Source organism: Pseudomonas sp. KB_12, assembly GCF_052114545.1.
Classification (GTDB): Bacteria; Pseudomonadota; Gammaproteobacteria; order Pseudomonadales; family Pseudomonadaceae; genus Aquipseudomonas; species Aquipseudomonas brassicacearum.
On sequence record NZ_JBFREY010000007.1, the window covers coordinates 83,799 to 107,587 of the forward strand.

At 55.9% G+C, this 23,789-nt stretch carries 26 protein-coding genes, 4 tRNA genes and 1 pseudogene; 21 read left to right on the forward strand and 10 right to left on the reverse strand.

The genetic code is table 11. From position 1 onward, the window contains the following. Positions 1-128 precede the first annotated feature (128 nt). The 10 genes from accD to AB4Z20_RS07100 all read left to right on the forward strand — a co-directional run bounded on the left by accD (position 129) and on the right by AB4Z20_RS07100 (position 7,730). Positions 129-1,049, forward strand: a complete 921-nt coding sequence (gene accD / locus AB4Z20_RS07055) for an acetyl-CoA carboxylase, carboxyltransferase subunit beta (RefSeq protein WP_018610823.1) — start codon at positions 129-131, stop codon at positions 1,047-1,049. Then, positions 1,046-2,353 carry a bifunctional tetrahydrofolate synthase/dihydrofolate synthase gene (gene folC / locus AB4Z20_RS07060; RefSeq protein ID WP_442089606.1) on the forward strand — a complete coding sequence of 436 codons (1,308 nt, stop codon included), beginning with the start codon at positions 1,046-1,048 and terminating at the stop codon, positions 2,351-2,353. Before accD ends, folC begins: the two co-directional genes overlap by 4 nt. After that, on the forward strand, positions 2,337-3,014 hold the full coding sequence (locus AB4Z20_RS07065) for an SPOR domain-containing protein (protein WP_442089607.1): 678 nt from the start codon (positions 2,337-2,339) through the stop codon (positions 3,012-3,014). The genes folC and AB4Z20_RS07065 overlap by 17 nt, the downstream gene beginning before the upstream one ends. 89 nt (positions 3,015-3,103) lie before the next feature. Further along, positions 3,104-3,664, forward strand: a complete 561-nt coding sequence (locus tag AB4Z20_RS07070; RefSeq protein WP_003179770.1) for a CvpA family protein — start codon at positions 3,104-3,106, stop codon at positions 3,662-3,664. A gap of 40 nt (positions 3,665-3,704) precedes the next feature. After that, positions 3,705-5,210, forward strand: a complete 1,506-nt coding sequence (gene purF, locus AB4Z20_RS07075; protein ID WP_003203840.1) for an amidophosphoribosyltransferase — start codon at positions 3,705-3,707, stop codon at positions 5,208-5,210. Positions 5,211-5,268: 58 nt separating this feature from the next. Then, positions 5,269-6,480, forward strand: a complete 1,212-nt coding sequence (locus tag AB4Z20_RS07080) for an O-succinylhomoserine sulfhydrylase (protein WP_214510514.1) — start codon at positions 5,269-5,271, stop codon at positions 6,478-6,480. Continuing rightward, positions 6,477-7,250 (forward strand): SDR family oxidoreductase, encoded by a 774-nt coding sequence (locus tag AB4Z20_RS07085; RefSeq protein WP_214510515.1) that lies wholly within the window; start codon positions 6,477-6,479, stop codon positions 7,248-7,250. Before AB4Z20_RS07080 ends, AB4Z20_RS07085 begins: the two co-directional genes overlap by 4 nt. A gap of 103 nt (positions 7,251-7,353) precedes the next feature. Then, positions 7,354-7,429: transfer RNA gene (locus AB4Z20_RS07090), tRNA-Val, on the forward strand. A 58-nt stretch (positions 7,430-7,487) separates the two neighbouring features. Then, positions 7,488-7,564, forward strand: a tRNA-Asp gene (locus AB4Z20_RS07095). 89 nt (positions 7,565-7,653) lie between these two features. Then, positions 7,654-7,730 (forward strand) — tRNA-Asp (locus AB4Z20_RS07100). Positions 7,731-7,920: 190 nt separating this feature from the next. On the opposite strand, the gene AB4Z20_RS07105 is transcribed toward AB4Z20_RS07100, so the two are convergent. Next, positions 7,921-9,204, reverse strand: coding sequence for an NAD(P)/FAD-dependent oxidoreductase (locus AB4Z20_RS07105; RefSeq protein ID WP_442089608.1), 1,284 nt, complete (start codon positions 9,202-9,204; stop codon positions 7,921-7,923). Between the two features lie 183 nt (positions 9,205-9,387). Between AB4Z20_RS07105 and AB4Z20_RS07110 the strand changes: the two genes are divergently transcribed. Both AB4Z20_RS07110 and AB4Z20_RS07115 read left to right on the forward strand, forming a co-directional pair. After that, positions 9,388-9,464, forward strand: a tRNA-Val gene (locus AB4Z20_RS07110). An 85-nt stretch (positions 9,465-9,549) separates the two neighbouring features. Further along, positions 9,550-10,194, forward strand: a complete 645-nt coding sequence (locus AB4Z20_RS07115; protein ID WP_442089609.1) for a hypothetical protein — start codon at positions 9,550-9,552, stop codon at positions 10,192-10,194. A 201-nt stretch (positions 10,195-10,395) separates the two neighbouring features. Here AB4Z20_RS07115 and AB4Z20_RS07120 read toward each other — a convergent pair whose 3' ends face one another. Beyond that, complete coding sequence (locus tag AB4Z20_RS07120) at positions 10,396-11,481, reverse strand: type I restriction endonuclease (protein WP_214510579.1); 1,086 nt, start codon at positions 11,479-11,481, stop codon at positions 10,396-10,398. Positions 11,482-11,836: 355 nt separating this feature from the next. Continuing rightward, positions 11,837-12,706, reverse strand: a complete 870-nt coding sequence (locus AB4Z20_RS07125; protein WP_442089610.1) for an AraC family transcriptional regulator — start codon at positions 12,704-12,706, stop codon at positions 11,837-11,839. A gap of 1,223 nt (positions 12,707-13,929) precedes the next feature. Between AB4Z20_RS07125 and AB4Z20_RS07130 the strand changes: the two genes are divergently transcribed. Beyond that, positions 13,930-14,190, forward strand: coding sequence for a hypothetical protein (locus tag AB4Z20_RS07130; protein ID WP_258636046.1), 261 nt, complete (start codon positions 13,930-13,932; stop codon positions 14,188-14,190). 393 nt (positions 14,191-14,583) lie between these two features. On the opposite strand, the gene AB4Z20_RS07135 is transcribed toward AB4Z20_RS07130, so the two are convergent. Then, positions 14,584-14,832 (reverse strand): hypothetical protein, encoded by a 249-nt coding sequence (locus AB4Z20_RS07135; RefSeq protein WP_442089611.1) that lies wholly within the window; start codon positions 14,830-14,832, stop codon positions 14,584-14,586. Positions 14,833-15,297: 465 nt separating this feature from the next. Here AB4Z20_RS07135 and AB4Z20_RS07140 point away from each other — a divergent pair, with 465 nt between their 5' ends. After that, entirely contained in the window at positions 15,298-15,570 is a 273-nt protein-coding gene (locus tag AB4Z20_RS07140) for a hypothetical protein (RefSeq protein ID WP_003203821.1), read from the forward strand. A gap of 126 nt (positions 15,571-15,696) precedes the next feature. Here the strand turns inward: AB4Z20_RS07140 and AB4Z20_RS07145 are convergent, their stop codons facing one another. The 3 genes and pseudogenes from AB4Z20_RS07145 to AB4Z20_RS07155 all read right to left on the reverse strand — a co-directional run bounded on the left by AB4Z20_RS07145 (position 15,697) and on the right by AB4Z20_RS07155 (position 17,002). Next, positions 15,697-16,005, reverse strand: coding sequence for an addiction module antidote protein (locus AB4Z20_RS07145; protein WP_038858737.1), 309 nt, complete (start codon positions 16,003-16,005; stop codon positions 15,697-15,699). Between the two features lie 2 nt (positions 16,006-16,007). Beyond that, positions 16,008-16,284 (reverse strand): annotated as a pseudogene (locus tag AB4Z20_RS07150) (type II toxin-antitoxin system RelE/ParE family toxin). Between the two features lie 292 nt (positions 16,285-16,576). After that, positions 16,577-17,002, reverse strand: a complete 426-nt coding sequence (locus tag AB4Z20_RS07155) for a hypothetical protein (RefSeq protein WP_258688851.1) — start codon at positions 17,000-17,002, stop codon at positions 16,577-16,579. Positions 17,003-17,329: 327 nt separating this feature from the next. Between AB4Z20_RS07155 and AB4Z20_RS07160 the strand changes: the two genes are divergently transcribed. From AB4Z20_RS07160 to AB4Z20_RS07190, 7 genes are all read left to right on the forward strand, one after another. After that, the gene (locus AB4Z20_RS07160; RefSeq protein ID WP_442089612.1) at positions 17,330-18,088 is read left to right on the forward strand and encodes a hypothetical protein; all 759 of its coding nucleotides are present in this window, start codon (positions 17,330-17,332) and stop codon (positions 18,086-18,088) included. A 487-nt stretch (positions 18,089-18,575) separates the two neighbouring features. Continuing rightward, entirely contained in the window at positions 18,576-19,121 is a 546-nt protein-coding gene (locus tag AB4Z20_RS07165) for a hypothetical protein (protein ID WP_442089613.1), read from the forward strand. A gap of 61 nt (positions 19,122-19,182) precedes the next feature. Further along, positions 19,183-19,401: a hypothetical protein gene (locus AB4Z20_RS07170; RefSeq protein WP_253476493.1), complete on the forward strand. Its 219-nt coding sequence runs from the start codon at positions 19,183-19,185 to the stop codon at positions 19,399-19,401. A 114-nt stretch (positions 19,402-19,515) separates the two neighbouring features. Continuing rightward, on the forward strand, positions 19,516-19,716 hold the full coding sequence (locus AB4Z20_RS07175; RefSeq protein WP_007895617.1) for a hypothetical protein: 201 nt from the start codon (positions 19,516-19,518) through the stop codon (positions 19,714-19,716). A 193-nt stretch (positions 19,717-19,909) separates the two neighbouring features. Then, entirely contained in the window at positions 19,910-20,455 is a 546-nt protein-coding gene (locus tag AB4Z20_RS07180; protein WP_442089614.1) for an NADPH-dependent FMN reductase, read from the forward strand. A 360-nt stretch (positions 20,456-20,815) separates the two neighbouring features. Then, the gene (locus tag AB4Z20_RS07185) at positions 20,816-21,322 is read left to right on the forward strand and encodes an AAA family ATPase (RefSeq protein WP_442089615.1); all 507 of its coding nucleotides are present in this window, start codon (positions 20,816-20,818) and stop codon (positions 21,320-21,322) included. Positions 21,323-21,663: 341 nt separating this feature from the next. After that, positions 21,664-21,876, forward strand: a complete 213-nt coding sequence (locus tag AB4Z20_RS07190; RefSeq protein ID WP_024619476.1) for a hypothetical protein — start codon at positions 21,664-21,666, stop codon at positions 21,874-21,876. Positions 21,877-22,096: 220 nt separating this feature from the next. On the opposite strand, the gene AB4Z20_RS07195 is transcribed toward AB4Z20_RS07190, so the two are convergent. Genes AB4Z20_RS07195 through AB4Z20_RS07205 form a run of 3 tightly spaced genes read right to left on the reverse strand, consistent with a single transcriptional unit; the run spans position 22,097 to position 23,742 of the window. Further along, a complete protein-coding gene (locus AB4Z20_RS07195) occupies positions 22,097-22,618 on the reverse strand; it encodes a GNAT family N-acetyltransferase (protein WP_442089616.1) in 522 nt (173 codons plus the stop codon). Positions 22,619-22,639: 21 nt separating this feature from the next. After that, complete coding sequence (locus AB4Z20_RS07200; protein ID WP_253476477.1) at positions 22,640-22,855, reverse strand: DUF6434 domain-containing protein; 216 nt, start codon at positions 22,853-22,855, stop codon at positions 22,640-22,642. A gap of 29 nt (positions 22,856-22,884) precedes the next feature. Next, complete coding sequence (locus AB4Z20_RS07205) at positions 22,885-23,742, reverse strand: AraC family transcriptional regulator (protein ID WP_442089617.1); 858 nt, start codon at positions 23,740-23,742, stop codon at positions 22,885-22,887. Positions 23,743-23,789 lie beyond the last annotated feature (47 nt).

The window sequence follows — 23,789 nt, forward strand, 5'->3', positions numbered from 1 at the left end:
TGCACGCAGGTCATGTCTTGCACTGACCGTGGCGGCCCCTCGACTCGCCGCACAATGAATTTAGCTCAAGGGCATACGCGGGGCCGCGAACCAAAGCGTTCGGGCCGCCGGTACTGGAGAAAGAAAGCATGAGCAACTGGTTGGTAGACAAACTGATCCCTTCGATCATGCGTTCCGAGGTGAAGAAAAGCTCGGTGCCTGAAGGTCTGTGGCACAAATGTCCATCCTGCGAAGCGGTGCTGTACCGTCCCGAGCTGGAAAAGACCCTGGACGTTTGCCCCAAGTGCAACCACCACATGCGCATCGGCGCGCGTGCCCGTATCGACATTTTCCTCGATGCCGAAGGCCGTGTTGAGCTGGGTGCCGACCTGGAGCCAGTGGATCGCCTGAAATTCCGCGACGGCAAGAAATACAAGGACCGCCTGACCGCTGCCCAGAAGCAGACCGGCGAAAAAGACGCGCTGATATCCATGACTGGCACCCTGCTGGGCATGCCGGTGGTGGTCTCGGCCTTTGAATTCTCCTTCATGGGCGGTTCCATGGGCGCCATCGTCGGTGAGCGCTTCGTTCGTGCCGCCAACTACGCTCTGGAAAACCGTTGCCCGATGATCTGCTTCGCCGCTTCCGGCGGTGCGCGGATGCAGGAAGCGCTGATCTCCCTGATGCAAATGGCCAAGACCTCCGCGGTGCTGGCGCGTCTGCGCGAAGAAGGCATTCCGTTCATCTCGGTGCTGACCGACCCGGTCTACGGCGGTGTTTCCGCCAGTCTGGCGATGCTGGGCGACGTGATCGTCGGCGAGCCGAAAGCCTTGATCGGCTTTGCCGGCCCGCGCGTGATCGAGCAGACCGTGCGTGAAAAACTGCCGGAAGGCTTCCAGCGCAGTGAGTTCCTGCTGGAGCACGGCGCCATCGACATGATCATCCATCGTCAGGAGCTGCGTCCGCGCCTGGGCAACCTGCTGGCACAACTGATGGGTCTGCCGACGCCGAAATTCGTCGCCGCACCGATCGAGCCGATCGTGGTTCCGCCAGTGCCTGCCGGGCTATGACCCAACGCACCCTGGGCGACTGGCTTGCCTACCTCGAGCAGTTGCATCCATCGGCCATCGACATGGGGTTGGAGCGCTCGCAAACGGTAGCGTCCCGCATGGGACTGGCCAAGCCGGCGCCCCGGGTCATCACCGTCACCGGCACCAACGGCAAGGGTTCGACCTGCGCCTTCGTGGCTTCGCTGCTACGAGCCCAGGGGCTGAGCGTCGGTGTCTACAGCTCGCCGCACCTGCTGCGCTACAACGAGCGGGTGCAAGTGAACGGCGTCGAAGCCACTGACGCCCAGCTGTGTGAAGCCTTTGCCGCGGTGGAAGCCGGGCGAGGCGATACAACCCTCACTTATTTCGAGATGGGCACCCTGGCGGCGTTCTGGTTGTTTGCCCGTGCCGGTCTCGATGCGGTCGTGCTGGAAGTGGGCCTGGGCGGACGGCTGGATACGGTCAACCTGGTGGACGCAAACATTGCCCTGGTCACCAGCATTGGCGTGGACCATGCCGATTACCTGGGCGATACCCGCGAATCCGTGGCCTTCGAGAAGGCCGGCATCTTTCGCCAGGGCGCGCCTGCGCTTTGCGGCGATCTCAATCCCCCCCAGCCGTTGCTGGACAAGGTTCGCGAATTGAGCTGCCCGTTCTTTCTACGCGGTCGGGATTTCGACCTGGCGATGACCGAGCAGCATTGGCAATGGCGCGGCAGCGACCTGCAGGGCAGTCCGGTGGAGTTGCACGATCTGCCCTTGCTGGATCTGCCGATGGAAAACGCCGCGCTGGCGCTGCAGGCCTACCTGTTGCTGGGCTTGCCATGGGATGCCGGGCAAATCGTCCAGGCGCTGCAGGCGACCCGTGTGGTCGGGCGCCTCGATCGTCGTCAGTTCAATTGGCAAGGCAAGCGCCTGAACCTGTTGCTGGATGTCGGCCATAACCCTCACGCGGCGCAGTACCTGGCCGAGCGCCTGGCACGGCGGCCCGTGGTGGGGCGGCGCCTGGCGGTGTTCGGGCTGCTGTCCGACAAGGATCTGGATGGCGTTGTCGAGGCGTTGGGTGCTAGTGTCCAGCATTGGGCGGTGACGCCACTGGATTCGCCGCGCTCGCGTACCGCGGCTGAGCTGCAGGAAGCCTTGCAGCGCCATGGCGCTTCAGTGCAAGCCTACGCTAGCGTGGCCGCCGCGTTGGAAGGGCAGTGCGCCCTGGCGACGGCCGATGATGAAATCCTGCTGTTCGGATCATTTTTTTGTGTTGCCGAGGCCCTTCAATGGTTGGCCCGGCGCTCCACGGAGGAGGCTGCAGATGGCATTGCTGGATAAGGCGTACAAGCAGCGCATGGTCGGGGCCCTGGTGTTGGTGGCCCTGGCGGTGATTTTCCTGCCAATGCTGTTTTCCCGTCAGGACGAGCAACGCCAGGTCACGGTCGACGCGCCGGCCGCGCCCCAGGCGCCTTCGGTGCCGCCTGTGCAAGTCGAGCCAGTGGTGGTGCCCGAGCCCCAGACGTTGCCTCAGGAACCTGTGCCAAGCGACGAGGAATTGGCTGAGCAGCCTGCGGTGCCTTCTACGCCGATTGCACCTGCACCTGCACCTGCCACGCCTGCCCCCGCCGCGCCAAGCAAACCGACTGTCGCGCCGGTGCCTGTTCCAGCAACACCAGCTATCAAGCCGGCCCCGAGCCAGCCGATCACTGCGGCGCCCACCAAGCCGGACACGACCCAGAGTCGTGTGGATGCCAATGGCCTGTCGGTCAGCTGGTCGGTGCAACTGGCCAGCCTGACCAGTCGCGAAAGTGCCGAGAACTTGCAGAAAACCCTGCGCAGCCAGGGCTACAACGCCTACATCCGTTCTGCTGATGGCAAGAATCGGGTGTTTGTCGGGCCGCTGATCGAGCGTGCCGAAGCCGACCGCCTGCGTGATCTGCTCGGCCGCCAGCAGAACCTCAAGGGTTTTGTGGTGCGCTTCCAGCCAGAGCGCGGTTGACAGCGATTTAGCTGATTTGAATCGTGCAGCTTACCGACAGCCCTGCGCTCTGCTAAAATGCGCCGCCTTATCCGTCTGTAGGCTGCACCGTGCCATTTACCTGGGTTGACTGGGCGATCGTTGCGATCGTCGCCATCTCCGCATTGATCAGTCTGAGCCGCGGCTTCGTCAAGGAAGCCCTCTCGCTGCTGACCTGGATCATCGCGGGAGTCGTGGCCTGGATGTTTGGTGGTTCGCTGTCCCAGTACCTCGCCGGATACATCGAAACTCCGTCGGCTCGCGTGATCGCGGGCTGTGCCATCTTGTTTATCGCCACCTTGCTGGTTGGCGCAATGATCAATTATCTGATCGGCGAACTGATTCGCGTCACCGGGCTTTCCGGGACGGACCGGTTCCTGGGCATGGCCTTTGGCGCGGCGCGTGGCGCGTTGCTGGTGGTCGTGGCCGTCGGGCTCTTGAGCCTGGGGCCGGTACAGCAGGATACGTGGTGGCAGGAGTCCCGGCTCGTGCCTCAATTTTTATTGGTCGCAGACTGGTCCAAAAACCTGATCCTGGGTTGGAGCAGTCAGTGGCTTGCCAGCGGTATCAGCGTACCCGCTGAAATACCGTTCAAGGAACACCTCTTGCCGATGGCCAAAACGCCGCAGTAAGTGTGTTCAGTTCAGATCCATTAAGTAGGGGTTGCGTCGCATGTGTGGCATCGTCGGTATCGTCGGTAAGTCGAACGTCAATCAGGCGCTGTATGACGCGCTAACCGTGCTCCAGCACCGCGGCCAGGACGCTGCCGGTATCGTGACCAGCCATGACGGCCGGTTATTCCTGCGCAAGGACAACGGCCTGGTGCGTGATGTGTTCCACCAGCGCCATATGCAGCGCCTGGTCGGTCACATGGGTATCGGCCACGTGCGCTACCCGACCGCGGGCAGCTCGACGTCGGCTGAAGCCCAGCCGTTCTACGTCAACTCGCCGTACGGCATCACCTTGGCGCACAACGGCAACCTGACCAACGTCGAGCAACTGGCCAAGGAGATCTACGAATCTGACTTGCGCCACGTCAACACCAATTCCGACTCGGAAGTGATGCTCAACGTCTTCGCTCATGAGCTGGCCCAGCGCGGCAAGCTGCAGCCTACCGAAGAAGACGTGTTCGCCGCCGTGACCGACGTGCACAACCGTTGCGTCGGTGGCTATGCGGTGGTGGCGATGATCACCGGCTACGGCATCGTCGGCTTCCGCGATCCCCACGGTATCCGCCCGATCGTGTTCGGCCAGCGCCACACCGACGAAGGCGTCGAATACATGATCGCCTCCGAAAGCGTGTCCCTGGACGTGCTGGGCTTCACCCTGATTCGCGACCTGGCTCCGGGCGAAGCGGTCTACATCACTGAAGACGGCAAGCTGCACACCCGTCAGTGCGCGACCAACCCGTCCTTGACCCCGTGCATCTTCGAACACGTCTACCTGGCGCGTCCGGACTCGATCATCGACGGCGTCTCGGTCTACAAGGCCCGCCTGCGCATGGGTGAAAAACTGGCCGACAAGATCCTGCGCGAGCGTCCGGACCATGACATCGACGTGGTTATCCCGATCCCGGACACCAGCCGCACCGCGGCCCTGGAGCTGGCGAACCACCTGGGCGTCAAGTTCCGCGAAGGCTTCGTGAAGAACCGCTACATTGGCCGGACCTTCATCATGCCGGGCCAGGCAGCACGGAAAAAATCCGTACGCCAGAAGCTCAACGCCATCGAACTGGAATTCCGTGGCAAGAACGTGATGCTGGTGGACGACTCCATCGTGCGTGGCACCACGTGCAAGCAGATCATCCAGATGGCCCGTGAAGCCGGCGCCAAGAACGTGTATTTCTGCTCTGCGGCCCCGGCCGTGCGCTACCCTAACGTCTACGGCATCGACATGCCGAGTGCCCATGAGCTGATCGCTCATAACCGTACCACCCAGGACGTGGCCGACCTGATCGGCGCCGACTGGTTGATCTACCAGGACCTGCCGGACCTGATCGAAGCGGTCGGTGGCGGCAAGATCAAGATCGAGCACTTCGATTGCGCGGTATTCGACGGCAAGTACGTCACCGGCGACATCGACGAGGCCTACCTGAACAAGATCGAGAACGCACGTAACGATGCGTCCAAGGCCAAGACTCAGGCGGTCAGTGCGATCATCGATCTGTACAACAACTGATTAACCAACCGGCCCTGAGGGGCCGGTTTGCGTTTAAACCGATTTCAGGAGTGACAGCATGAGTCAGGATTGGGATGCCGGTCGGCTGGACAGCGACCTTGAAGGCGTAGCGTTCGATACCCTGGCGGTTCGCGCGGGTCAGCACCGTACACCGGAAGCCGAACATGGCGATCCGATGTTCTTCACCTCCAGCTACGTGTTCCGCACCGCTGCCGATGCAGCCGCACGGTTTGCTGGCGAAGTGCCGGGCAACGTTTACTCGCGCTACACCAACCCGACCGTGCGGGCCTTCGAGGAGCGCATTGCCGCCCTGGAAGGCGCCGAGCAAGCCGTGGCCACTGCCACCGGCATGGCTGCGATCATGGCCGTGGTGATGAGCCTGTGCAGCGCTGGCGACCACGTGCTGGTGTCGCGCAGCGTCTTCGGCTCGACCATCAGCCTGTTCGAAAAGTACTTCAAGCGCTTTGGCGTGGAAGTCGATTACGTGCCCCTGGCGGATCTGTCCGCTTGGGATGCGGCAATCAAGGCCAATACCAAGCTGCTGTTCGTCGAGTCGCCTTCCAACCCTCTGGCCGAGCTGGTGGACATCGCCGCGCTGGCGGAAATCGCCCACGCCAAGGGCGCCATGCTGGTGGTCGATAACTGCTTCTGTACCCCGGCGCTGCAACAACCGCTGAAGTTGGGTGCGGACGTGGTGGTGCATTCGGCGACCAAGTTCATCGACGGCCAGGGCCGTTGCATGGGTGGCGTGGTGGCCGGTCGTAGCGAGCAGATGAAGGAAGTAGTGGGCTTTTTGCGCACTGCAGGCCCGACCCTCAGCCCGTTCAACGCCTGGATCTTCCTCAAGGGCCTGGAAACCCTCGGCCTGCGCATGAAAGCCCATTGCGCCAACGCCCAGGCCCTGGCCGAGTGGCTGGAGCAGCAGGACGGCATCGAGAAAGTGCATTACGCCGGCCTCAAGAGCCATCCGCAACATGACCTGGCCTTGCGTCAGCAGCGCGGTTTCGGCGCGGTGGTGAGCTTCGAGGTCAAGGGGGGCAAGGAGGGCGCCTGGCGCTTCATCGACGCGACCCGGTTGATTTCCATCACCGCCAACCTGGGTGACAGCAAGACCACCATCACCCACCCGAGCACCACGTCCCACGGTCGCCTGTCGCCCCAGGAACGTGAATCGGCGGGTATTCGTGACAGCCTGATCCGCGTTGCGGTCGGTTTGGAAGACGTGGCCGATCTGCAAGCCGACCTGGCCCGCGGGTTGGCGGCCTTGTGATCGAGCTGGCTACGCCGCCGAGCGGCACTCATGGCCGGGTTGCACTGGTTACGGGCGCCGCACGGGGCATCGGCCTGGGCATCGCTGCCTGGTTGATCTGTGAAGGCTGGCAGGTGGTGCTGACCGACCTGGACCGCGAGCGCGGTTCCAAGGTGGCGAAGACCCTGGGCGACAATGCCTGGTTCATCGCCATGGACGTGGCGGACGAGGCGCAGGTCGCCACTGGTATCGCCGAGGTGCTCGGGCAGTTCGGGCGGCTCGACGCGCTGGTGTGCAACGCGGCCATTGCTGATCCGCACAACATCACCCTGGAAAGCCTGGACCTGGCTTATTGGAATCGGGTCCTGGCGGTGAACCTGGGTGGGCCGATGCTGCTGGCCAAGCACTGCGCGCCGTATCTGCGCGCTCACAACGGCGCCATCGTCAATCTGGCCTCGACCCGCGCCGCGCAATCGGAACCCGACACCGAAGCCTATGCGGCGAGCAAGGGCGGCTTGCTGGCTCTCACTCATGCCCTGGCAATCAGTCTCGGGCCGGAGATCCGGGTCAACGCCGTCAGCCCTGGCTGGATCGACGCGCGTGATCCCTCTCAGCGTCGCGCAGAGCCGCTGACCGACGCCGATCACGCCCAGCATCCAGCGGGCAGGGTAGGCACGGTAGAGGACGTGGCGGCGATGGTGGCGTGGCTGTTGTCGCGCAATGCCGGTTTTGTCACGGGTCAGGAGTTCGTGGTGGACGGCGGCATGACCAAGAAAATGATTTATACGTAAGTGCAGTTGCGGGTGCCGTTTGAAACTGTTTTGAAAAAACTTCAACCCTGCTATTGACTTAGCTTCGGTACCTGCGTAAATTTCGCGGCCTCAACGAAGCAAAGGGTGATTAGCTCAGCTGGGAGAGCGTCTGCCTTACAAGCAGAATGTCGGCGGTTCGATCCCGTCATCACCCACCATGTTTTACGAGAGTTTTGCGAAAGCAAGACGGAAGCTGTCAAAAGCCTCCACCGACGCGCAGCGGTAGTTCAGTCGGTTAGAATACCGGCCTGTCACGCCGGGGGTCGCGGGTTCGAGTCCCGTCCGCTGCGCCATATTTTCCGAAGCAGGTTCGCCTGGTTCGAGATTCAAGCCCAAGGGTTTGGATCAGACGAGTTAACTGGACGCAAGTCCATAGCGATACGCAGCGGTAGTTCAGTCGGTTAGAATACCGGCCTGTCACGCCGGGGGTCGCGGGTTCGAGTCCCGTCCGCTGCGCCATATCTGCTTCGAGGCCCACTGAACGCCTTGAAGCTAAGAAGAAAGCTGCAAAGCTACTTCTAGTCGATAGCAAAGACCCTGGTCGAAAGACCGGGGTTTTTTGTTTTCGGGATTTGAAAGATTGGAACAAGCCCGTGGCGAGGGAGCTTGCTCCCGCTGGGCTGCGAAGCAGCCCTTGTTGTTGGCGGCTTCAGAACCCCAATTTATCCCGCAACCCGTAATACCAAGCCCCCAGCGCCGCAAACGGCGTACGCAACAACTGACCGCCAGGGAAAGGGTAGTGGGGCAGGTCCGCAAACGCATCAAAACGCTCAGCCTGACCACGCAGCGCCTCAGCCAGGACCTTGCCCGCCAGGTGCGTATACGTCACGCCATGGCCGCTGCAGCCCTGGGAATAATAAATGTTATCCCCGAGCCGCCCGACCTGCGGAAGACGCGACAGCGTCAGCAGGAAATTTCCGGTCCAGGCGTAATCAATCTTCACATCCTTGAGCTGCGGGAAGGCCTTGAGCATCTTCGGCCGAATGATCGCCTCGATGTTCGCCGGATCCCTCGCGCCATACACCACGCCGCCACCGAAGATCAGGCGCTTGTCGCCCGTCAGCCGGTAGTAATCGAGCAGGTAGTTGCAGTCTTCGACGCAATAATCCTGAGGCAGCAGGCTATGCGCCAACTCATCGCTCAGCGGCTCGGTGGCGATTACCTGCGTACCGCAAGGCATCGACTTGGCCGCCAGCTCCGGCACCAGATTGCCCAGGTAAGCATTGCCCGCCACGATAATGAACTTGGCCCTGACCTTGCCCTGTGGCGTATGCACAACCGGGCTCGCGCCACGCTCGATGCGCACCGCTGGCGACTGTTCATAAATCACCCCGCCCAGCGACTCCACAGCCGCCGCTTCGCCCAGCGCCAGGTTGAGCGGATGAATATGCCCACCGCTCATATCGAGCATGCCGCCCACATACTCATCGCAAGCCACCACCTCGCGAATGCGCCGCTGATCCAGCAACTCCAGCTGGGTATGCCCGAAACGCTCCCATAAACGCTTCTGCGACTCCAGGTGGCCCATCTGTTTAGCGGTGAGGGCGGCGAATACACCACCGTCCTTCAAATCACACTCAATCTGATACTTCGCCACCCGCTCACGAATGATCCGTCCGCCCTCGAACGCCATGTTGCCCAGCAACTGCGCCTGTTGAGGGCCAACGCTGCGTTCGATCACATCAATATCGCGGCTATAACTGTTAACGATCTGCCCGCCGTTACGACCCGAAGCCCCAAAGCCGACTTTGGCGGCCTCAAGCACGGTGACTTTGAAACCGTTCTCCAGCAAAAACAGCGCAGAGGACAGGCCGGTGTAACCAGCGCCGATCACGCAAACATCCGTCTCGACGTCATCCTGCAGGGCAGGGCGCGGAGGAACCGGGTTGGCCGATGCGGCGTAATAGGACGCTGGATAGGATGTGTTCGCCATTCTGCAACCTCTGTTTTATATTTTTTACGAATGCAGCGATCCTACCCGAGATAAAAATCGGCCGCCAGCCACCGCCAAATCTTCGTCGCATCGGCGAAATTAAATATTTTGCATATTCATAGGGTTAGGTGAAAAAAAGGTGTTGACACCCCTCCGGAATTCCGTAGAATGCCGCCTCACAGCAGGCACGTAGCTCAGTTGGTTAGAGCACCACCTTGACATGGTGGGGGTCGTTGGTTCGAGTCCAATCGCGCCTACCAAACAAAATCCGCTCTGCTGGGCGGTCTAGAAGGGCTCACCGAAAGGTGGGCCCTTTTTTGTTGGCGTACACATAAGGACATGGTCATGCGGGTTGTCACTTCCGTAACTTTTCTTGCTTTAGCACTTGCTGGTTGCTCTGGAATACCTTCAGTTCCATACGAAGAGCCTGCTCAATCAGAGGGAGTGGCGCGTGTTCGCCTTATCACGAACTCTGATGTGTACGGAGATAGCGTCGTTGGCAGTTGTGCTCCTGCTACCCGGCATAAGATGGCTGAAGCCGGACGTTTCGGGCAGGACGGTACAGCGAGCATCAACTATCCGCAGTATCCCCTGAAGTCGGCGAGCATTGGCATACCGAAAAGAGTTTGGCCCAGTCTTATCCAGTACATCCCTGCAATTCGGATGGGGGAAGGGGCTTACAAAGAGGTCGTAACCGAGTATCGCGTCAGGACGGATTTGCCATTCCAGATTGCGACCCAGGGCGCGACCATTGCGGGCAACGGCAGCTCTTACCGGACCTGTGGTGGCCAGGCGTTCGTTTACAAGCTGGAACCAGGGAAAGACTACGAAGCGGTGGTAGGGGTGGATAGCAGACCAAGCGAAGATGGCGAGCCAGCGCTAATTTGCATGTTGGCGGTTCTCGAGTTGAGCGCGGTGCCTGGCACTTCCATTGTGGTCCCACAAAAGCTGACGCATGCTGCGGCTCCGCAGGTGCTTTGCAAAAACTAATAAGCACAGCCCGCCGTCGAGGGGGTTTTGCGTCTAGCAGAAACGAGAAAGCCCCGACTTGGATCGGGGCTTTTGCGTTGCGGCGGATAAAGGGAGAACGGGGACAGACCACGGTTATTATTCTGGTCCTAAAACAATCCTCGGTGAGGCTCGCATATTCCAGTCCTTGGGTTTTTAGGCAAAGGACTGGAATTCGGTATTTCAAGCCTGCCCATGATAAAAGGTGATCGTCTCCTTTAAGGAGTCCGAAAACTCATAGATTTCATCGAGTGAGTTTATAGGGTGACGAGTTTCATTTTTGTCTTTGTCAAATACGCCTAGATATTTTTGGGTTCTATTGAAGTGGAGCCTTGCGATTGGCTTTCGATTGTTATCGTCCAATAAGATTCCAAAGTAGCTCTGGGTGTCTCGGTGTGCGATTCGTTTCGAGTCGATTACTGTGCGCACTATCGCCTTTATGATATGGAAGCCCTCTAATTCTTCCATCGTAGTAAGGACTCTATCCTCTGGCGTATCATTTGTGTCGGGCTGGCTCTCGGATACAACCCGTTCAGCTGGAGTCGGTAGCGGAACGCCGCTGATCGCGGATTTCAAGCGATCGTTAATTTGATCGTTTAGGAACTGAGATGCGGCTTTTTTGGTAAGAAGCGCGAACTGCTCTCTTACTTTTTGAGTGATCACACCTTCATAAACCCGAGAAGCAAAGAAGCGCACAAAATCATCGTCGGGCCGGGTGAACTGAGAGGCCATTTCCCGTTTTATCTGTCCTACGTACTTTAATTCACCTGCAGCGTTAATGATTGATTCAACATCAAATGCTGATTTTGTGAGCTTTTGCAGTTCTGGTATCACGTGTTCGTCGATATCTAAAAGGTCTATCTCCAGAAATGGTTTTTCATCCATTTTATTGGGGGCGTCTAAATCGGTGAAGAATCTGTAGAATCTGCCGTTAGTTAGGATTGATATTCTGGCGGTAGTGACATGGAAGTACCTGAACAACTGGCTCGCGTGATTTATGTTCAACGACTCGCCAATTTTTTTAGTTTCAATAAGAATCTGAATCTGGCCATTCTTTAGGATGGCATAATCAATTTTTTCGCCTTTTTTTGTACCAATGTCACATATGTATTCGGGCACGACTTCGGATGGGTCGAAAACGTCATAGCCAAGCACTGTGTGAATGAATGGCATTACAAAAGCGGTCTTAGTTGCTTCCTCAGTTTGGATTGTTGATGCTAACTGATTCACCTTCGCCGACATTGCGTTCAAGCGTTCTATAAATTCCATTTCCTAGCTCCGTAGCCATTTTCCCGAATGGGCGAATAGAGGCTTAACGCTACTACTTGTTAGGTTTACTCGGTACTGGATTTTTGTCCATGCTGGATGTTCAAGCAGTTGAGGTGATAAAGACAGCTAAGGCAAGGATAGAAGCCAGGCAACGCTCACCGCTCCGATGCCATGCTTCGTCCGACCATTCAGTCCTCACGTAGGAGACTTCAGGGAAGGGGGACAGATTTATTTTTTGCTGCCCTGAGGGCTTCCATCGAATGGATTCGCTTGGGTTAACTAGCTGCCGGCTAGAAAATAAATCCGTCCCCTTTTCCATCCGACGTCAGTTCAGTATCGAAAACTGCTTGCCCCGCTATTGCAGCGGAACATACACATCAGTTTGCCATTGATCCTGCGGTGTCTCGGGATAGATACTCAGGTAATGGAAGAACAGCGGCTGGTCACGAAGTTCCTCTCCACTGGCAGGAAGCCAATCGCGGTAAATCGGATAGATCGTTTCGCCGATGTGATCCGGTGACCCCACATGTCGTACCACGACGCAGCGACCGCCGGGAATGACGATTTCGCGCACGCCGAACTCATTCGGCGCCACGGCCTCGTGAATCTCGCCGCAGATTGCGAAGCGGAATGCCTGTGCAGGTGTCGTATCGGGGTTGCCATAGGGAATGCCAAAGCTGCGACTCGACGCCACCGGCGACTGTCCGCTCTGCTTACGCCATTCGATGAACTTGCGCACGCTCTCGTTGACGAGCCCGGCAGGCCCGCAGTGTTCAAATGCTGCGACCCTGACTTCAGGGAATTGCACGATTCGTATCTGCATGATGATAGTCCTGGAAAAATGAGGGATTGCGAACACCGCATTCCAGACCTGCCAGTTCGGCTCCTTCCTGAACGCACTCGGCGTCATACCGAACGCCCGCCTGAACGCCCTGCTAAATGCTTCCGGACTTTCGAAGCCGGCACCGAGTGCGGCCTCCAGTACCGAGTAATCAGCGACGGCGGCCAGGCGATGCGCCGCGCGTCGTAATCGCATCAGTTGCACATAACGTGAAACAGGCACGCCTACGAACGCGGTGAATTGTCGATGGAAGTGAAATGCCGAAAAGTTCGCCACATGGCTCAACGTATTCACCGACAGATCACCTTCGAGATTCTCATCAATGTAGGCGAGGACGGCGTTGAAGCGTTTTGTGTAAGCGAAGTTGGTCGACATGTCAGACACTGGGAAAGGCTCCTGGAAGTACGGTCGGCGATAGAGTCGACTATAGCGACGTGAACGCGCCTAGCCGCGTTTGCTCAAGGCACGTTTTGGGTTGGCACATGCGATCTCTTCCAAGGCGATGTGAAGGTCGGGGCATTTCAGGTGACCACTTCTGGCCGTTCTCTGCTGGTGCTCACTACCTCGTGTGCTGGTCAAGTCGAATGAGAAGGGAAAAAAGGACGAAAAAAGGGGTAGATTTATTTTTTGCGCTGAGAGCTTTCGTCGAATGGATTCGCTTGGATCAACAGCCGACTAGAAAATAAATCCCTCCCCTTTTCCCATAAGTCAGCGCTCTGTGAGTGATAACCTACGAGTTCTTCTATGAATGATATTGGATGCAGTTATGACAAGCTGTTTGAGGACGCTCGGAGCTAGCCTCGCTAACAGTGTAGTGATCCCCGCCGCCTGGTTATCGGGGCTTACGACGATAGGACTCTTGTGGGGCATGATAGCGTTTTGGCCCGATAAGCTTTCAGCCGAAGGACGTCAGCTCTTCCTGGCTTCTGTTTCTATTTTTTGCCTCGCCATATGGCACTTGATACGGCGCAAGCGACGAGCAAAAGCACTTGTAGCATCCATCAACCTAAAAGAAGGTCTGAGCCTCGACGATACTCAGCTGCTCGGCTATCCAAGCCCCATATTTCTTGCCTTTGACCTCTCCAACAAGAAACTCGCTCAATGCCAAAGCGCCACCGGCGACTATCAAATTCGAGACTTCACGTGGGTAACAGGCTGGCAGTGTGAGTGGCAACGGATTGACAGCAGGGTGTCGGGCGGGGTTCTTCAAATAGTCGATGGGGCGGGCATGAGCGTTCCAGCCGACGAGATTCGGCGTAGATTCATAGGATTCTCACTGGTTTTGACGGTTGCCGATACAAGTCATCCTCTCCTCCGTTTTCCAATGAACCGGAGCGCAGCTGAAGGGTGGTGTACCCGGTGCAATGTACTTTTCAAGTGCTGAACACGAAGCGTCACATCGGAAGATAATCAAATCTACGGGACACGGATAGAAAATAAATCTGTCCCCTTTTCCCCTTTTCTCCGAAGTACTGCGGGTTGATTCTGGCGAGATATTCCATAGTTTTCTCCAGTCATGCACCCCCTCCATGACCGATTGTGGCAATTTGGTCTGGGATGGGGTATTACGGGTGACCGGCATGGAGGTGAGTCATGGAGAGTACATAATGCAAACACAGGGCGTTGTTCGCGCTATAAATTTGAGACGAGGAATGGTCGGCGTCTGGGTTGAAGAGCAATGTGGTTATACGATCATTGAAATGCTTTCTTCGCACGACGTCGAGCTGGGCGACCAACTGATCTGGTCGGACGGCTACACTATGGGCAGCTGCCAATACCGCAACATTACGAAAGGCTGGGTAGCAGAGGTCTACGTCCAGAACCATGACGTGAGTGCGCAGAACCTGAAGCAGCAGCTCCTCGCTTAATCATCCAAGCCTACACCGTGTCTAGCGCCGGTAGGTCAGCTTCAACTTCCACGTCACCTTTCGGATACCGTGACCGGAAAAAGTGGAAAAAGGGGACAGATCTTTTTTGCTTCGCTGCGCCGTGAGCTTCCATCGAAAGAGCTCGCTTGGATCAACTAGCTGCCGGCTAGAAAATAAATCCGTCCCCCTTTTCTCCTGGATAGCTTGGTGAACGAGGCACTTTGCATCGCTGGTGAGATCTTCGATTTCGAGGAGCTGATGATTTCTGATGCCGCCGAGTGATCAGGTATTGACAGCCACCAATCGGTCCATCGATATTTATCCCATCCTGTCATTCCTGCGCGTGTAGAGGACTGATGGAAAAAGCCCGGATCAAAAGATCCGGGCTTTTTATTATTGGGCTTTCAACCCCCATTCTTTATCCAGCCAAGCGTTGAGGTCGGAGCGCATGTGCGGTGCGCGTCCAGGGGAACCCTCCAGCTTGTGGGCCACTTTGCTACGGTTTTCGTCGGACAAGCTGCGACCACGGGTTTTTAAGTAATGATCGATGTAGTACTCGACCTCCCATGATTCGGTGAGAGAAACGTAGATCTGGTCAATCTTGCCGCGGTACTTCTTGTTGTCATCACTTTTCCAGACCATTTCCACACCATTTAGTTAAGTGGCGTATTGCCACACCCTTTTGATATCACTGTTTTCATATTGGATCCATCTTTGTGAAAAAGGGGCAAGTTTATTTTTTGCGTCTGTCCCTCCGCTACGGCTTATGAGGGCTCAAACTCGCGCCGCGAGCGGCATTGACGCAAATTCCTACACAAACCTCGGAAACCAGCGCATTGCAGCATCTGGAAGGGCAACTTATTGTCTCTCTGTCGCCCAGATGGCGATTCGGGTTTGGCGACTCGATTGAATGAAACGCAGAAGCTCCTGCTACACTGCGGGGCTTTTTTGCAGTTGCGGACTGCTTTATGGCAGCTGTGTGCGGGAGACTTTCGAGTCTGCCGGTTCGCTTTCATTCCCGGTTCGCCAACCCGAGCACAGCTGCCACCCCATTCGTTTGGCGACGTTTGAGTGGTAGTCCTTATCAATTGAATGAAGGTACTGCTCATGACCCGATACATGCCCATCACTGGCATAGACTGCATCCCCGCGACCCTGCTCATCGACACCGAAGCGCCTCTGGACGTCCTTTTCGAAACCGCCGATTACCGCATCCGCACGGTGACCCAAGTCTTGGAAAATATCGCGTTTCGCTCGGACATCAGCTCGGACACGGTGGTGCTGACTGATTTTTGTAAATTGCTGACCACATCGTTACGTGATGGTTGTGATGTCATGGATGTGATCGGGCGACGATTGCGGGCGCAGGCGGCGGAATAATGAAGACGGGCGACTTATAAGCCGCCCGTTTCATAAAAGGATAACGGGGGACGGACTACTGTTATGAGACGGTCCGATTACAAATTAACCCAAGATCGTGGTTTGTCCCCCCGGTGTCTACGTTCGTCAGGCAGGTGAATGATTAGCTGCATGCCCAGGCTGCGCATGAAGATCAATGCCTAGCGCATGAATGACCTTGAGTACGGTATCAAATCTCGGCTTTGATCCGGGTGCGAACGCCTTGTACAAGCTTTCTCGCCCCATGCCAGAGTCCTTAGCGATTTGCGCCATGCCTCGGGCCTTGGCGACATAGCCGATCGCTCGGAGAAACTCCTCGCTATCACCATCAGCCAGCACTTGGGAAAGGTATTCACTGATGGCTTCGTCGCTATCGAGTAGTGCCGCCATGTCAAATGTCGTCAGGTGTTGGCTCATGTTCAAATCTCCTTTGCCAATTTCTTCGCTCGCCGGATATCAGCACTCTGTGAAGACTTGTCACCACCCGCCAGTAGCACGATGACCACTCCACCGCGCATGGTGAAATAGACCCGGTAGCCAGCGCCTACATCCACACGCAACTCTGAAATACCATCACCGACAGGTTTCACATCGCCCAGGTGCTGCGGCGCGATCAATGCGGCGGGCGATAGCGATTTTTGCTCGCAGATCACGGACCGATGAATGCCAAGCAGTGAACGTCTGCGTTTGCTGGATGAGCTATTTATGAGTGGGCCGTATCCAGTTGGATACTGGAAGTCAAGATGCTGATTCTGGTCGTCCCCCCGTATTCTCAAGCCGGGGTGCTGGGGGGAAACGAGGACAGACCACGATCTGATGATGAGTGAACTCAAAACCGTGGTCTCTCCCCAGTCTTTGCGTAGCAGCAAAAAGGAATCAGTGGGATGTATTCGAGGGCTTGTTACGGACTGCGCGGAAACGTCGAGAGGGCGGGTACGGCACGCATAAAAAAGCCCGCGAGAGAGGCGGGCTTATTCAGGGCTGACCTTCAAAGACAATCGGACTTGTCTATCTGAAAGTCAGTGATCGGAGCACTGCTTGAGTCATTGATTGCGTATTTGATCAAGAGCCCCGACTTCACGAACTGTCCTAGACCTTTTTCATCGCAGGATACAGAGGCCGCAAGGGCCTTTTTGTCCTTCGTAAATGCGTCGGAATCGATTTCATCTTTCGAGACTTTTGTAAGCGTGTAGGAAATACGCATGATCTCGTCCTTATAGGTTACCGAATCAAGGCGAGCGTCATCGATCATCTTCGGGGACTGTGCATTCATGATGAGCGCGATCCCTTTAAGCTGGCGTTCTCGCTCTTCCTTTTTGTCTTCCGAAGCAGACCGTGCATGCCAGAGTTGAAGCAGCACAAAGAGTGAGATCATTGCTGAAAAAAAGAGGATGGGTCCGCGGTACTGCTTCAACTGAAATATCCATGTCAAAAGGCTATCAGTTATTTGACCATGCCATCCCCCCCATCTCAAGCTGGAAAAGTGCCGATGATTCGTGTGGTTGAAAAGGATCGTGGTCTGTCCCCAGCGCCCGCGTAGTCCCCTCACAGGGCGGGCGCTGGGCACGCTCGATGACCCGGGTGGCAATTGCCGGGCGCGCCAGCAGTTCGGCGAGCAGTCGCCAGGATAAATTGAGCATCGGTAATCCTGACCTGATAGCGTTGCGTGAAAGGGCCACGGATGGGAACAGCGAATGGCCAAACCATGTGTTCCGATGTCTATTCGGAATGAGGACCGTTAATGCCGTACAACTACACGAACGGCCGCTACCTGGTCTTCAAAGGCCGGGGCAGCGATGGGGCGCCCTTTGGCCGGATTCACCAGGACGGAAAAGTTCGAAACCTCTTGGGTGAGCCGCTGTATTACATAGACATGGACGAACGTGCGTTCATTTCGGTCGATTTTGTCTTTCAGGGTGAAATACAAAAATGTCGCGGCACGTTTTGTGTGCTCAGCGACAAAACGCTTTTCACATTTTCCGAGATGAAGGTTAAGCCACTGGGAAAAGAGACCGAGGAGCAGGCGCTTCACAGGGAGTTCAAAAGGAGGGCGCTAAGTTTGGCAGGGCAGATCGTTCAGGCGAAGAATGAGATGGTGCAGGCGCGCTTGGATATGGCCTGGTCCAATTTAAACCCTTGCCGTCGTTTCCGTGCCTTCTTCACGAGCCGAGCCCGCAGGGAGCGAGCATCGCTAGGGTGGCGTTACAGTGGGCTGGAAAGTGCTCATAAGTTCAAATCGGAGTCTGTCTCTATCTCCTCATCGTCAATCGCGACAATGGTCTTGTGGGCAGCGAGTGCAAGGAAAACGCAGGCAGACCACGATTATGAGGCGGTCCGATTACACGTGAACTCAAATCGCGGTCCGTCCCCAGCTTTCTGGTTTCCGCCGATTGAGGTGGGTTCCATAGCGGCACTTGCAGCAAGTCCCCGTCGTAGCTCGCGTTGGGAAAACATCCAGTCAATCTACACTCCGCGTTTTGCCCAGATACTCGTTAATTGATTGGGACTTAAATGAAAAAGGTAGTTTTGGCGCTCTCGCTGGTCACACTGGCAGCCTGCATGCCTTATCAATCAGCGACCTCGCCAGATCCAAATTGGATGCGTCTGGGTGGAGATGAGCCTGAAGGTTATCCAAGGACGTTTGTGGAGAACCTAAGCGGCAATTGCGCTCTGGTTACCGAGTCATGGTCTGAGGGAAGAATCAATGGTCGTCTGCTGTGGACCAAGAAGCAGTCTCGAAAGGCTGTTACCTGCCCATAGGCGCCTGTGTAAGGGCTGGTTTCGCGCCGATAAGAAGTGACAAATCCCGATTCTGAGGCCGCCAGATTAATGCACGCACCTGGTCTGTCCCAGTCTTTGCTGGCCCGTCCTTGGCTCGTAGCAGCGAAGTAATGGTGCTAAATTCTGCGCGTCCAGCATGTGGGCCCATCTGGCTCGGCGGGATATTTAACTCCTCTCTCAACCTATTTTGTGGATATGGAAATTCAATGAACACATCCAAGCTTTCGATTGCGCTGTCCTGCGCTGTAGCTGTTTTGATGTTGAGCGGATGCGCTGCCTCTGTAAAAAGCGGCGGGACTGAAACGCTCGTCATTCAGGAGTCAGCCAAGCAGAACCTGATCGTAAACTTTCAAGGCAACAGCAAGGTTCAACAAAACGAGGACTGGCCTCGCTTGAAGCAAGAGTGGAATGACGCCCTGCAAGTCGAAGCAACTCGCGCCGGCTACAGCCTTAAAGAGGCTCAGGCATCAAGCCTCGAGGGCAAGGACGGTGTCGGTATCAAGATCAACGTAACCAATTTCCGTTACCTGACTCCAGGCGCACGCTACGGAGCCGGGGTCATGGTGGGAAATGCGTGGGTCAATTCCAGTGCAGACTACTCGGACTTGAAATCGGGTCGCCTGATTGGAACTCGCACCTATGACACGTCCTCGTCGGCTTGGGAAGGTGTCATGTCGGCTATGACCAAAGAGCAGGTCCAGGCTATTTCCCAGAAAATCATCAGTGACATCAAGAGCGCAAAAGCCAAGTAATGCGATCCTGGCTAACCGGCGTCATGAGTCTACGAATAAAGAGGGTTGCGGAAGAGCGCGGATGACTCAATGGAAAACACAGGGAGTCTGGAGCAAGGCGTGGACCTATGCGTTGTTGGTATTTCTCGTAGTGTTTTCCTTTTACTCCGACGCGACCTGGTTGGGCGACGGCCCATCCAAGCCCAAGCGGGTCTTCAGCCCCGGTTTCATCGCGTTCTGCGCGCTGGTGGCGGTGTTTGAGCTGATGGTGCTGAACCACTTCTATGATGCGAGTGGATGAGGCGAGGGCGGAGAGGATCGAGGGGGCAGGCTGATTGTAAGTGAGCTCAAAACTGTGGCTTGTCCCCAGTTTTTCCTGAAGCCGATGAGCTACGCCCCGAGGGAGGTTTAATCAATGCCAAAGAAACATCAGGAAAGCAAAGCCGCGACTGCTGCTGACATTGAGCGCTCCATCCAGGCACTGAACAAAATGGCCGAACGCCTCTGGGGCGATGGTCGGGAGGCTGAGGCGAAAGCCTTGCTCGATGCCTTGGATGCTTTAAACAGGGCGCTCGACAGGATCAGGATTGGGGAGAGTCGTAGGGTTCTTCATTGAAGCGTGAAGGAAAAGGGGCAGGCCCAAACGGCTGACCATAAAAATAAATCTGGCTCTTTTTCCCATAAGCGTCTGGAAAGCCATCTGGTCATCCCTGCGAAACCTGGTGACTCTGCTGGTAGGGCCAATGATGGTGCAGTAAGTGGCCCTCATGCGACACTCCCCGCCCTACAAAATCAGGGAGCGTGTTGACATGGTGCGTTTGCTTGCAGTTTCAGGGAGTCTTCGCGAGGCCTCCTCCAACTCATTGCTATTGCGTGCAGCTGAGGTTCTCTGTCCCAAAGGGCTGTCGATAACGCATTATCACGAGGTTGGCCAGTTACCTCATTTCAACCCGGACTTCACGCAAACTCCTCCTGAATCCATCATGAGCTTACGCTCCAGTATCGCCCACGCGGACGGCGTTCTGATCTCTTGCCCTGAGTATGCTCGCGGAATTCCCGGCTCATTCAAGAATATGCTGGACTGGCTCGTTAGCTCTGAGGAGTTCCCAGGCAAACCCGTTGCGCTTTTCAACGCTTCACCTCGGGCTTCGCACGCGCAGGCGGCACTGCGGCTGGTTCTGGAAACAATGTCGGCTTGTATCGTGGAGGAAGCATCAATATCCGTAAATTTGCTTTCCACGGAATTGAGTGCGGAGACCATCGCAAATGATCCAATGATCCGCCCACTGATTGTTTGCGCACTTGAAGCATTCAAGCAGCAAATCGATGGCAAAAAGAGCGGGCTATCTTCATAGAAACTCCGCTAGTTAAGTCGATAGCAAGCGTTTGGGTAGCTGATTGCAGATAAACTCAAAATCATGGATTGTCGCCGGTTTCCAGGCGTCGGCGAATCTTTGGCGCGCAAAGAAAAGCCCGACTGGGGAGGCCGGGCTAAAAGGATTTCACTAGGAGCTGAGATGACCATAGGCGCTCGGCTGTGAAAGGGATGTGAAAGATTGCGTTCAGTACGAATTTTAATATCGTGTCTGTCCCTGGTTTCATTAAAGAAATGTTGATCCAGCTGTCGACGCGGCGAGCGAGCGGGATCGAGCAATCGCTACCGCATAACCGGCTGCTGTCTACACTGGATTAGCTCACTAATCGAAGGACATGGAATGCTCATCGTCTTCAGCGGCCTTCCCGGCACCGGAAAAACGACTATCGCCAATGATCTCGCCGCTACAACAGGCGCCGTGTACCTGCGGATCGATACGATTGAGCAGGCGATTCGAAACTCGGGAGCTCTTGCGCAAGATGTGGGGCGCAGTGGTTACATGGTGGCTAATGAGCTTGCCCTGAGTAATCTTCGTTTGGGCCGCACAGTCATCGTTGATTGTGTCAATCCCGTTCTCGAAAGCCGAATCGCGTGGAGCGAAATCGCCTCACAGGCGAGTAGTCGATTGGCAAACATCCAAGTGATTTGCTCCGATAAAGATGAGCATCGGCGCCGGGTCGAAACAAGGATGGTTGATATTTCCGGGCTGACGCCACCCACCTGGCAGTCGGTACTGGATCACGAATATGAGTCGTGGGATGAAGCTACGTTTTGCATAGACACAGCCCTGGTCTCTCCAGTGCAAGCGGTCGCGATGATCATCAATCGACACGGTGGTGCTGACTGATTTTTTGTAAATTGCTGACCACATCGTTACGCGATGGTTGTGATGTCATGGATGTGATTGGGAGACGACTGCGGGCGCAAGAGGCGGAATAATGAAGACGAGCGACTTATAAGTCTCCCGCTTCATGATATGTGGGAAAGCTCCAAGAGCGGAAGGGGAGGCAGGAATCCAGCTACATTGCACTTGACGTATAACAACCAGGATTGGAACCGGTTAAAGGTTGGCTTCGAAATGAATTTACCGGCGGTCCGACCTTTTTGAATTGCTGCCACCCGGGGAACTCCACTCATTGAGAAATATGTATTTCTCAATTGCGGTGAACACCGCCCGAGGTAAATGGAATGACGTCGTTCGAAGAATTCAGGGCCACATCCCATGAGCTTCTCAAAGAGCTGGACGCTGCGACGATAAAAATGATGATGCTGGTTTCTGCGAAAGAGGTATCCGGTCCTTTTTGGGAGGATGCTGCCCAGCGGCATCATGACGCTGTAGATGCTTGGCATTCCTTTCTCAATATCCCTACGGATTTCGCTGCGAATCCGCCTCTTCCCTAAGCGGAAGGAAAGGGTGGGGCGATTTCCTCTGTTGAGCCTGGAATCGGGGTCCCCAGCTTTTCGATTCGTCCTTCAGCACGATCCGGTGAGCTTTGTGCTCAGCCGGTCGAGGATCGCGTGCTCAAGGCCGGATCACCGTACGTGTCCGGTAAGCCATCTGGCTTTTTCTGCGTTGTGGTTATGACAACCAACCAACCGACAGGGAGGTCATCGAATATGCCTATCGGGAAAGTTCGCATGCCATTACTACCATTCCAATTTCAACTCGGTCAGTTTTGAAAGGGATTTCACCGATTTCTTGGAAACCGAAACCTTCATAGAATCGCCGCGCATTTGAGTTGGTCTTGAGTACGTCAAGCCACAGCAAGCGTTCTCCGTGCTCTATCGCTCGGCGGTAAATGAAGTGCAAGAGTTGTTTCCCATATCCTCGTCCTGCTTCGGACTTAAGAAAGTAGATTTTTTGAAGCTCCGCGCCCAATTCGCCAGTTAAAGGCGCAGGCGTTGACCAGTTAACTTTGGAAAAGCCTACGACCCTACCGCTTTCGTCAGAGGCTATAAGCCACAAATGGCAAGCGGGGGATTCGAGTGATTTGCCGAGCGAGGTAGGAGAAAAGTCTTGATTAAGGAAGACCTGCATGCCAGAGAGAGACCAGATGTCCGAAAAGTGCTCTTGGTAGGTCTCACAGCCGATTTTACGTAGAACATCTAGGTCGGCTGTAGTTGCTTCACGAATATTAATCACATTTCTCACCAGATTATTTGTTCAATGGCCATCGCGATTGCGCTGCAGCCACTCATCGACGACTTCTCCGAGCGTTTTAGGGACGCCATCACGTATCCAGGCCATAAAGTCTCGGTCAAATTTAAACTTCCCGCCGCAGTGCTCCAGCATGAATCTGCGGACATTCTGTGTGTTTCGGTAATGCTTGCAAACGGTCGTATCTCTTGTGAGCGGATCACTGTGCCAATTAAAACTCATGGGGCGGGCTCCGTGCTTAGTGGTCTGATTTATGAGTTCATGGCATGGAATGCTTGGCGTCTTGCAAGCGGTATCCACACGTCCACGTAACCCTTCCCTCGGGAGGGTTCGAAATCAGGACTGTACTGTTCGAACTCAGGCGCGTCGGCAAGCTCATATTCGGATTCAGGCAGCCAGTGATTGAAAATGGTGAAGAAAGTCTGATGGATCGTCGAGATATGGCCTTGGTGCCGAAACACGACATAGTGTTGCTGCGGCACCCTGAAATACCGAAAGGCCGGAGGAAGACCTTCGACGCAGGACACCTCGGTGCCGGCGATGTACTCAAAACTACCATCCGGTTCAGGATTACAGCACAGGCCGTAGCTCCCGTTGTTTACCTGATTGGGTACCTGTCCCAGGTAGGGGGAGAACGCTTGCCACAAGCCGACGATGCCTTCGTTCTTATCGAAGGTAAAACGATCCCCCAGACCTGCGATGAAAAACTCTGCTCTCGTTTCAAAGCAAGGTTCAGAGAGTGTTACGAGCTTCCTTTCTTTCATGCGTAAAGGCTCCACTAGTGAGAGATGTTCATCCTCGTGCCCACGCACCTGCTTTGGAGTGAACCCAAACAGATCGCAGAAGGCGCGTGTAAAGGCCTCATGGGAGCCGTAGCCAGCATCCAGCGCTACTTGCAGGATATCCGGCGCACCTTGACGCAAGGTCGATGCCGCTTGGCTCAAACGGCGTGCGCGGATGTAACGCATCACCGACCAGCCCGTCGACAGGGCAAACAAACGGGCCAAGACAAAGGGAGACATGTTGCAATGGCGCGCGACACGTCCCAGATCGAGTTGGGATCCCAGCTCCAGCTCGATATACCACAGGGCCCTTTCGATACTCAGCATGACGAATCTCCATGAATGCTGAAGCAACGTTAGCAAATGGATGGGGA